10 protein-coding genes and 1 pseudogene are annotated in these 9262 nt (G+C 64.1%); 4 read left to right on the top strand and 7 right to left on the bottom strand.

Annotated elements, in window-relative coordinates:
• Nucleotides 1-580 precede the first annotated feature (580 nt).
• Together QZV84_RS03715 and QZV84_RS03710 are read left to right on the top strand one after the other, a co-directional pair.
• Nucleotides 581-1825 (top strand): Fic/DOC family N-terminal domain-containing protein, encoded by a 1245-nt coding sequence (locus QZV84_RS03715; protein WP_292825497.1) that lies wholly within the window; start codon nt 581-583, stop codon nt 1823-1825.
• A gap of 235 nt (nt 1826-2060) precedes the next feature.
• Nucleotides 2061-2165: pseudogene (locus tag QZV84_RS03710) on the top strand (transposase); the annotation flags it as partial.
• A gap of 343 nt (nt 2166-2508) precedes the next feature.
• Here the strand turns inward: QZV84_RS03710 and QZV84_RS03705 are convergent.
• The 6 genes from QZV84_RS03705 to QZV84_RS03680 all read right to left on the bottom strand — a co-directional run bounded on the left by QZV84_RS03705 (nt 2509) and on the right by QZV84_RS03680 (nt 5698).
• Nucleotides 2509-2841: a hypothetical protein gene (locus tag QZV84_RS03705; RefSeq protein ID WP_292825495.1), complete on the bottom strand. Its 333-nt coding sequence runs from the start codon at nt 2839-2841 to the stop codon at nt 2509-2511.
• Between the two features lie 50 nt (nt 2842-2891).
• The gene (locus QZV84_RS03700) at nt 2892-3149 is read right to left on the bottom strand and encodes a type II toxin-antitoxin system RelE/ParE family toxin (RefSeq protein ID WP_292825493.1); all 258 of its coding nucleotides are present in this window, start codon (nt 3147-3149) and stop codon (nt 2892-2894) included.
• Entirely contained in the window at nt 3146-3394 is a 249-nt protein-coding gene (locus tag QZV84_RS03695; protein WP_292825491.1) for a type II toxin-antitoxin system Phd/YefM family antitoxin, read from the bottom strand. Before QZV84_RS03695 ends, QZV84_RS03700 begins: the two co-directional genes overlap by 4 nt.
• A 117-nt stretch (nt 3395-3511) precedes the next feature.
• Nucleotides 3512-4192 (bottom strand): response regulator transcription factor, encoded by a 681-nt coding sequence (locus QZV84_RS03690; protein ID WP_292825489.1) that lies wholly within the window; start codon nt 4190-4192, stop codon nt 3512-3514.
• Nucleotides 4189-5313: a histidine kinase gene (locus QZV84_RS03685; RefSeq protein WP_292825487.1), complete on the bottom strand. Its 1125-nt coding sequence runs from the start codon at nt 5311-5313 to the stop codon at nt 4189-4191. The genes QZV84_RS03690 and QZV84_RS03685 overlap by 4 nt, the downstream gene beginning before the upstream one ends.
• A 4-nt stretch (nt 5314-5317) precedes the next feature.
• Entirely contained in the window at nt 5318-5698 is a 381-nt protein-coding gene (locus tag QZV84_RS03680; RefSeq protein WP_292825483.1) for a DUF2306 domain-containing protein, read from the bottom strand.
• A 453-nt stretch (nt 5699-6151) separates the two neighbouring features.
• Between QZV84_RS03680 and QZV84_RS03675 the strand changes: the two genes are divergently transcribed.
• Together QZV84_RS03675 and QZV84_RS03670 are read left to right on the top strand one after the other, a co-directional pair.
• Entirely contained in the window at nt 6152-6649 is a 498-nt protein-coding gene (locus QZV84_RS03675) for a DUF6326 family protein (protein WP_292825480.1), read from the top strand.
• Between the two features lie 701 nt (nt 6650-7350).
• Nucleotides 7351-8406 carry an LLM class F420-dependent oxidoreductase gene (locus QZV84_RS03670; protein ID WP_292825477.1) on the top strand — a complete coding sequence of 352 codons (1056 nt, stop codon included), beginning with the start codon at nt 7351-7353 and terminating at the stop codon, nt 8404-8406.
• 271 nt (nt 8407-8677) lie between these two features.
• On the opposite strand, the gene QZV84_RS03665 is transcribed toward QZV84_RS03670, so the two are convergent.
• On the bottom strand, nt 8678-8950 hold the full coding sequence (locus QZV84_RS03665; protein WP_292825474.1) for an SAP domain-containing protein: 273 nt from the start codon (nt 8948-8950) through the stop codon (nt 8678-8680).
• Nucleotides 8951-9262 lie beyond the last annotated feature (312 nt).

The following is a 9262-nucleotide window of genomic DNA, read 5'->3' as shown; positions in this document are numbered from 1 at the left end:
CGGCCTTCTCCGGGGTGAGCGGACACAGCAGCCCCGAAGCGTCCGACCCCTACCGTCACGTGCTCACGTCCGAAGGGCGGCGGGCCGTCCAGACCCTCGCGACCTGGGTTGAGTCACCGTAGGGCGGTGTCGAAGGCCCACCATGCTTAGATGGCGAAGCGACGCCCCTTCGGCTTCTCGCGGGGCATCCGCCGATCGAGGGGTTAACTGAAAATCGTGAGGTCACGGGATCGACGCCCGTCGGAGCCACTGAAACCCTCGTGGGGGCTACTCACGGCGGTTTCTTCAGACACCCACCGTTCGCGCCCTCGCCGACAGCTGAGGGCCGACCCGAAGACCATCCGAGCATGGATGCGACGCCAAGGCTGGCGGCACCCCGTTGAGGCTGGCAGCGCATGGGTACTGAGCGTCGAGCAGTCGGATCTCGTGCGCCAACATTTCACGGGAAATGAAACCCTCTCAGTGCCCGAACTACGACAATATCGGTAGATCTCCTCCCGCTTTCTGTGTCGTTCCGACTATGTCAGTCGGCTTGAAGTAGGCGGAACCAAATGTAAGAAGATCCGAGTATGCTTACAATGTGGACGTTGAGCGCTTCAGTAAGAGCCCCATCGGCTCCCTCGTTTCCATCTCCGGGATAGATGGGCGATTCAATCGACCTTACGAACACTCTGCGTACGTAGCGCAGCCGTTGGCCAACGAACCAGCTTTGGAGAGCCGCACCTGGCATGCGGTGACTAACGCGAACCGAGCGCTGGCGAGGCTCGATCAAGCATCGCGTCAGGTGCCAAACCCTCACATGTTTCTGCGACCAACTCTCCGGCGCGAGGCCCAGAGCACATCTGCACTCGAAGGCACTTTCGCGCCGCTGGAGCAGGTCCTCGCGTCCGACGCGACGGAGATCAGCGGTCGCAGCAAGGAGCTGCAGGAGGTGCTGAACTATGTCGAGGCCGCGACATTAGCGTACGACGCCATCGGAGAGGGCCGACCACTAAATGTGGGGCTGCTCGAGACCGTTCACTCAATCCTGGTCCGCGGCACCGATGCAGACACGGACCAAGCCGGAAAGATTCGAGAGTCTCAAGTCGCAATCGGGAGTCCAACCGGCGCAATTGAGGATGCTCGGTTCGTGCCGATGCCGGCGGGGGTGGCGCTCAACGTTGCAGTGCAAGACCTGACCAGATGGGTTAACGACAGTGGCGCAGCTCGCGATCCAATCGTTGCCGCGGCGATGGCGCACTACCAGTTCGAAACCCTCCATCCGTTCACTGACGGAAACGGCCGCATTGGCCGTCTTATGGTCGTCTTGCAGTTCATGACCGATCGTCTAGTCACCGAGCCGCTCATTAGCGTGTCCCCGTGGTTCGAAGCACGCCGAACGACCTACCAAGAACACCTCGCCGAAGTGTCGGCGACAGGAGATTGGGATCTGTGGATCACATTCTTTGCGGAAGGCGTGGCTGCCTCCGCAGACGATGTCGCCCAGCGGGTAACCCGAATGCTGGCCGTCCAAGCACAGTACGTACAGATACTTCAGGAGGCCGGAGCCAGGGGGGTTATTCGCGACATAGTCGACGCGCTCATTGGAGACCAGGTAATCAACGTTTCAATGATGAGCGACCGATTCGGCCGCACTCCTCAAGCCGTGTCTCCCGCACTGCAGCGCCTGGTGGAACTAGGGATTCTCTCAGGCCCTTATGGCAACTACGGTCGTCAGTACATTGCGGACGACGTCTTTCTCGCTGTCACCGCTCCTCCAGGGCGTATCCCTTCACGAGATGCGCCCCTTCGTCGTGACACTCCGTCGAATCCGTCGGCTCTCTGACCTGGCGACGCATCGGCGTCAGCAGGTTTCTGAACCCATACCCGCCGGGAACCCAACTGAAACCAGCGACGACCGGGGCAGGCTCCATCAATGTGTGGAAAGTGCGCCACGCAGATCTTCCGCATCAGGTGGCTGATTCCGGGGACCTGTGGTATGACCTCGAGCTCCGGGGGCTTGACCCCTGATCTTGGACACGCTGATGCCAGCACGATGCTGGGGAAGCGAGAATCCAAGGATGGCAAGGAAGAACTACACCGATGAGTTCCGTCGGCGGGCGGTGGACTTATATGAGTCGACGCCTGGTGCGACGCTGAAGGCGATCGCGGTGGATCTGGGGATCTGGGGATCCGGCGAACGGTTCGAAGTGCACGAATCACGTCGGACCGACGGCAGCTACCAGTACGAGTTCGCTTGGCTGAACGGTCCAGCCGATGGCACATACGGGTTCGCGATCGGGGGCGGCGCACTTGGGCTCGAAGAGCTCGAGCGGGAAACCCGCGGATTCGTTTCGTCGTTCTTCGAGCCGGAAGGAATCGGCCCGTCCGACTTTCCCTCGTTCGTCCGGGCCAGGCGATCGACCAGAGGCTAAGTAGAGAACGACGTTGGCGACGGGCAGAATCCGTGTCGAGCGTTGATACCGGAATCGTCGCTCTCAACGCACCGGCTTCGGAACGCCAGCCGAACTACAGCTTGTCGCGCCATGGTCCGAATTCGAGTTGAACATCAGCGAAAGACTGCACCTCGTCCTGAAGGCGACGCGCGATCCACTCCCCATCGCGCAGCCACTTCTGGAGATTAGCGTCGGTGTCCCACCCTTCGAACGGGTTGGCGTGTTCCTCGAAGAACGCCTGCCAGCCGGCGAGGTCCTCTCCCAGTTCTTTGCTCAGCCCGTAGGTGTCCGGGTTCGTCGTGTAGCCGACGTCCCGGGTCGGCGTCGAGTTCTCCCAGAGTGGGTAGTCGCGCGAATAGTCCGGGAACAACCTGATCACACGACGCGGCGGCGGGATCTGATCCATATGCTGCACTGTACCCACGAGGGTCCGTTGACCGATCCTGCTGCGGGCGCTCAGCGATCGTAGACGTCGCGACGATGACCGAGTGCGATGACGGCGACGACGAGGATGTTGTCGTCGACGGTGTAGATGATCCGGTAGTCCCCTACCCGCACTCGAAGACCAGGACGCCCTTGGAGCGCCTTGGCGCCGGGCGGGCGCGGGTTCTCACCAAGGAGTGCGATCGCTCCACGGATACGGTCGCGGTCCTGGTGGTCGATTCGCTTCAGTGCACGAACTGCGGCTGGACGCAGTTCGACCTGGTAGGTCATGTCCAGCCCAGATCGGCCTTCACCTGAGCCCACGGAACGTTGGGACCCTCCTCTGCCATGGCTTCGTCGAATGCGGCGACGTCTTCGGCGTCCTCGAGCGCTTCCATCATGCGTTCGTAATGCTCAGGGCTGACCACGACCGCGGCTCGCTGGCCGCGACGCTCGATGAACACCGCTTCTCTCTGGGAGCGGGCGATGACGTCCGAAAGGTGGTTGCGTGCGTCTGCGACGCTGACGATGGACATGTTCATATTGTACATCTCGACTAGCAACATGTACATAGTTGCGGCGCGGGGACAGACTACGTCAACCGTCCTTGGCGTGGTAGTTGGGCCTCCTGCGTGGATCGCATGCGGATCTGCTTACGAACGCCCTTCGCCGGTAGTTCGTGCGCGCATCCGCCCTGTCTGATGTGCCCAGATGGCGATCTCGACGCGGTTGCGGGCGCCGAGCTTTGTCATGAGGCTCGCGACGTGTGTCTTCACCGTGCTGAGGGTGATGTACAGCTCGCTCGCGATCTCGCTGTTGCTCAGGCCCAGCGCGACTCTCGCGAGCACCTGCTCCTCGCGCTCGCTGAGAGGCTCGACCGGCTGCGGCGGTGGTGCGGCGGGCTCCGCTCCAGCAAAGGCCGCGAGCAGCCGCAGCGTGACATTGGGGGCGATCAGGGCATCACCGCTCGCGGCAGCCCGGATCGCCTGGGCGAGCAGCGCCGACCCGGCATCCTTGAGCAGAAAGCCCTTGGCGCCTGCCCGCAGCGCCGCGAAAACGTACTCGTCGAGGTCGAAGGTCGTGATGATCACGACCTTCATCGGGTCGGCCACGCCCGGGCCGGCGAGCAGGCGCGTCGCCTCGATGCCGTCGAGTCCCGGCATCCGGATGTCGAACAAGCAGACGTCCGGTCGCAAGCTGCGGGCGAGGGCGACCGCTTCCTGGCCGTCGACTGCCTGACCCACGACCTCGATGTCCGGCTGCGCGCCAAGGATCATGCTCAGCCCCGAGCGCACGAGCTCCTGGTCGTCGGCGATGAGCACGCGGATGGTCACGGTGCCCATCCAACACGAGGGAGCACCGCGGTGACGGTCCACCCGCCGCCGGGCGCAGGGCCGGCCTGGCAGGTGCCGCCGAGCAGGGCGGCACGCTCCATCATGCCGATGATGCCGAATCCGGGCGCCTGTGACGCGGCGATGTCTCCGTCGTTCGCCACGCATAAACGAACCCCGCCCTCGTCCGCCTCCACGACGACGTCGACACGGGTGACCTGGCGCGCGTGACGGAGGGCGTTGGTCACCGACTCCTGCGCGAGACGGAACACCGCGGCAGCCACGGGCGGCGGGATGCCAGCGTCATCGCCCGCGACCTTCACCGTCACTGCCGCGCCGTCCAGCCTCCTTCCGGCGAGCTGCTCGACGTCACCCAGACGCGGGCTCGGCGCGAGCTCCGCGGTCTCGCCCTGCCGCAGCACCCGCACCATCGACCTCAGCTCGCTGAGGGTCTTCGCCGCCTCCGCCTCGATCACACCGAGCGCATCCTGCGCTGCACGCGGGTCTCGCGCCGCCACCGCGAGGCCCGCCTGCGCGCGGATCGCGATCGCCGAAACATGGTGGGCGACGGTGTCGTGCAGGTCACGCGCAAGTTGCTCACGCTCCAGCATTCGGATGCGGTCGAGTCGACGTTGCTGAGAGCCAGCACGGTAGCGAAACGCGATGCCGAGCAGCGCCACCGTGAGCAGCAGCGCAAACCCGCCGATCAGGTCGTCGAGACCGCTTCCGCCAACGAAGAACAGTCCGAGGCTCGCGAGAAGAATGGCCGACGCGATCACCAGGTCGCGCCCTGAACCCCAGCGGAACAGTGCGTAGATGATCACTGTGACGAACAGGCTCGTGTAGAGGGTCGAGTCGGGCAGGAGCAGGTCTGTCGGCACCGTCACGACGAACACGATCACGAGCATGAGCAGCGGCCGTGTGCGGCGCCACAGCACGGTCGGCAGAACGGCGAGCAGTGGGATTACCGCGAGCATCGGCTGAGATAGGTCGGTTCTGAGGGTGCCCTCGACTACCGCCAGCATGACGACGAGTGCCACCAGAACCCAATCCCGCCAGACGCGGCGGGGCGGAGGGGGCGCGGCGCTCGGCGCATTCCACGCGGAACGCCAGAGGCCGGTCACCACGTCAGAGTACAGGCGCACGTCGGCGCACCACTCTGCTCATCCGCCTGCTGGACCGTCGCCGGATAACCGATTCCGCCACGACACTGTTGATGACGAAGCCCGCGGCAACAAGCCATGTTTCGCCGAATGCGTCGACCTCGCCGATCGGGATCGTCCACAGCGCGAAGACGAGGCGAACCATCGCGACTGCGAGCTCATCAGAGGGTCCACCGAAGAAGACCGCGAGCCAGACGGCGGACAGTGCCGCGATGAATCCAGCGAGGATCAGCGCGCGGCCCGCGGTGCGGTGCCAACCACGCCGAGTTCGCAGTGCCGGCGAGAACTGGTATGCGCCGAGAAGGCAGTACACGCTCATCGCCACGATGTGCGCAACTGTTGCCACCCGTGTTGCCAAGAGCAATGTGCTTTCGGGGTCGGCACTCACCTCCCTCAGGGAAAGCACACCGCCGAGCACAGGGAGTGCGCTGAGCAGCAGGAGGCCGGTTATCGCAAGCCATCCGCTCCTCGGTCGATGCCGCTCTTTCTTCTGCTCGACATGAGGGCGGCTGGCCGATATCGGTTGCGACACCTCTCGATGCTCGCCGGAGCGAGCGCCTCAGACATCGGCCTTCCGTACGGACTCACAGCCGTACTTTCGGCCGACCAGATTCGGATCTCTCGGCCGATGACCCGCATCCCCGAGACGGCGAGCATCGAGTCATGGCAACCAACACGACTATGACCGCGGTAGTTCACCCCGCTTCGGCGCCCCGGATGTCGTGTGTTTCGGACAGAGCGGCGGTCGCAGCCGGCGATCGCGGACAAATCAATCCTCATTACATCGAAGGAGTATCTGATGAGAAAACGTCAACACACCACAGCACTGCTAGACCAGGGCGTGCCGGTACAGGCCAAGCTCGCCGCCGCGTGGACAAGTTTCCTTTTCCTGTACGTCTATGTCGACATCCTCGCGTTCTATAAGCCCGGCGTCGTCGATGACATCCTCCTCGGCGTCGTCTGGGAGTTCGACATCACCCCTACCTGGGCGATCACGGCGCTGAGCCTCCTGGCGATCCCGATTTTCATGGTCGTGTTGTCGATGACGCTGCCCGCCCGGGTCAACCGCATCACGAACCTCATCGTGGCGTCGCTACAGGTCCCCTTCGCGGCCTTCAACGCTGTGGGCCAGTTGGGCGAGTCGTGGATGTACTTCTACCTCTTGGGCGTGGCCCTGGAAGTGATCCTTCTCGCCCTCATCCTGCGGTACGCGTGGACCTGGCCCCGCACCGCACCGTCGGCGATCACGGCGACCAGCCCGCACCGTGAGGCCGTTCGGACCCAACAGCAAGCGTGAACCCAAGACCAGTCTCCCGGCCCGTTCGGAGTCACCTGCCTCGGCGCCGCGGTCGAGGCTCCCAAATGCGGGACACCGACTGCAACTGAGACGAGGCGGTGGGGGCCTTCCACGGCCCCCACCGCTCGATCTGGCTGATCCATCCTCAAGAAAGCGAACCGTCAACCAACTTCAGAAACACGACACTAGTGCGTGTCAGGTTCGAGGACCGTCTGCACGTTATGCCGGTTGACCGCCTCCGGGCACCAGCAGGATAGGCGACGCAAGGTCACGTCCCGAACGCCCCGAATCCCTTCCGCACTGAACCGGAGGACCATGCCAGGGCCGGTAAGTGAACCGTGTGTGTGGCAGTTCGATTCCACGATGTCGCGAGTTTGGGCTGGCGAAAACGCGGACGAGACCGTTGCGCAGGATGCCGTAGGAACCGGTCCGCCCGGGCAGGCCCCACCGCCCCGAGGCTCCGCCCGCGACGCAGTCGCGAGTGAAGTGGGCGGAGAGACGATTCCCGTCATCCCCTCCCAATGCCCAGCGGTGCCGACGAAGTCGGAACGGCTGGGCGCCCTGTACCGGAGCTCACAGTGCTTGCCCGATCCGTTCTAGCTGTCTGATGAGCCGTGGGACGGTCAGACTTCACGCATGACCGCGCCTAGGATTGTTTCGCGGGGCCGTCGCGACCCTGATGTGCGAGAGGTGGGCGGACGATGCGGTTCGGACTGATCCAGGACTATTCGGCCGACATCGCCGAGGTCGCAGACTCTGTCGAGACCTACGAGACGGCCGGGCTTGACACGATTGCGGTCGCCGAGGCGTACTCGTTCGACGCGGTCAGTCGCCTCGGCTACCTCGCGGCGAAAACGCGGCGCATTGGTCTGATGTCGAACATCTTCCAGCTGTATACGCGCACCCCCACGCTCACCGCCATGACTGCCGCGAGCCTCGATTCGCTCGCGCCGGGCGGTTTCACGCTCGGACTTGGCGCATCCGGTCCGCAGGTGATCGAGGGCTTCCACGGCGTGCCGTACGACGCGCCGCTCGGGCGCACCCGCGAGATCGTGGAGATCTGCCGGCAGACGTGGCGCCGCGAGCCGGTCGTGCACGACGGAAGGCGCTACTCGATTCCGCTCACGCGTGAGCGTGGCGGGTCTGGCTTGGGCAAGCCACTCAAACTCATCAACCACCTGGCGCGCCCCGACATCCCGATCTCGATCGCCGCGCTCGGTCGCCAGAGCGTCGCCCAGGTTGCCGAGATCGCCGACGGCTGGCAGCCGATCTTCTTCGACCCCCAGCGTGCGTCGAAGGTGTGGGGAGAGTCTCTCGAGGCGGGTACGGCCAAGCGCGGTTCCGAACTCGGGCCGCTTGCCATCCAGGTGCAGGTGTTCTTTGCGTTCGGCGATCCCTCGCCCGAAGCTGTGATGCGAATCCGGTCCTACCTCGCGCTTTACATCGGCGGGATGGGAGCCAAGGGCAAGAACTTCTACAACGACGTCGTCTCCAGCTACGGCTTCGAGGCCGAGGCCGCCGAAATCCAGGACCTCTACCTCGCAGGGCGCCACGCCGAAGCGGTGGCCGCAATTCCCGACGAGCTCGTGCAGGGCGTGACCCTCCTGGGCGATCCCGACCGGTTGCGCCAGAGAATCGCCGACTTCGAAGCTGCCGGTGTGACTGAACTGCTGCTCGCCCCCGTCGCCGAGACCGCCGAACAGCGCCTCGATGACGTCGTCGCACTCCTCGCGCTCGCAGCCCGGGGCCGTGATTAGACATTGAGCCGCCCGAAGGCTCCCGTTCGCCACATCGTTGCGCTACGCCGGAACGCCTCCACAAGGAGAATGCCGTGTTTCACGCCGAGCCCACCCGAGGTTCATCGGTGGCTCGAGGCTGAGTGCCACACCGCGCGAAGTACTGCCAGGTAAGACGATCACGCCGACGTGCACCGCGCGCCATCGAGGCTTTCCCCGATGGCGCGTGGTGATCAGGACGAACTCAGGTTGACCTGTCCACCCTACGGCGGCGGGCGGAGCATCCATCACCTCAATGGTTGCGAAGGGACCGAATGAGTTGTTCCTTGTTCTTCTTGGAGTAGCCCGAGAGACCCAACTCCTTCGCGCGCTTCTTGAGCTCCGGCACGGTCCAGCCGTCATAGCTGCCGGACTCCCCGCCCTTGCGCCCGATGCTCGATCGACCGGACTTGCTCCCGCCAGAGGCGTTTGAGATGCGGGCTGCCTTTTCCTTCGAGGCGCCGTCCTTGCGCAACTCCTCATACATCTCGGGGTCTTTCAGCCTCGAGTCCTTTCCACGTGGCATCGCGGTCTCCTTTCTCGATCGACTACGAAAGCACCGCGATCGGGTGAGCTGCAGGGGCTTGACAAAGCAGGCGTGACCGGCTTCGGTTTCTCACGCTCCGCACAGGCTGCTTCGTTCAATCAGTCGCCGCCGGGCGACATCCGCATCCGGGTGAGCCTCGGTAGCGGAACTGCCAGATGTCGTCAATCCCCTCGCCCGCGCTGCCGCCTGGATCATCATGGGTACTTGTACGACACGATTGGTACCACGATTGAGGTGACATGACGCGCGACCAGTACACGTTCACGAACCCTGCAGAGCTCTACACCGACT

It is taken from the genome of Microbacterium sp. (genome assembly GCF_011620715.1).
Taxonomy (GTDB): Bacteria; Actinomycetota; Actinomycetes; order Actinomycetales; family Microbacteriaceae; genus Microbacterium.
Note: the sequence above shows the minus strand (reverse complement) of the source record. Positions and strands in the feature narration are given on the sequence as shown.

Excerpts from the sequence above, each read along its gene's own strand:
- QZV84_RS03705 (WP_292825495.1), bottom strand. The coding sequence starts at position 2,841 with ATGGATCAGATCCCGCCGCCGCGTCGTGTGATCAGGTTGTTCCCGGAC.
- QZV84_RS03700 (WP_292825493.1), bottom strand. The coding sequence starts at position 3,149 with ATGACCTACCAGGTCGAACTGCGTCCAGCCGCAGTTCGTGCACTGAAG.
- QZV84_RS03695 (WP_292825491.1), bottom strand. The coding sequence starts at position 3,394 with ATGTCCATCGTCAGCGTCGCAGACGCACGCAACCACCTTTCGGACGTC.
- QZV84_RS03675 (WP_292825480.1), top strand. The coding sequence starts at position 6,152 with ATGAGAAAACGTCAACACACCACAGCACTGCTAGACCAGGGCGTGCCG.
- QZV84_RS03670 (WP_292825477.1), top strand. The coding sequence starts at position 7,351 with ATGCGGTTCGGACTGATCCAGGACTATTCGGCCGACATCGCCGAGGTC.
- QZV84_RS03665 (WP_292825474.1), bottom strand. The coding sequence starts at position 8,950 with ATGCCACGTGGAAAGGACTCGAGGCTGAAAGACCCCGAGATGTATGAG.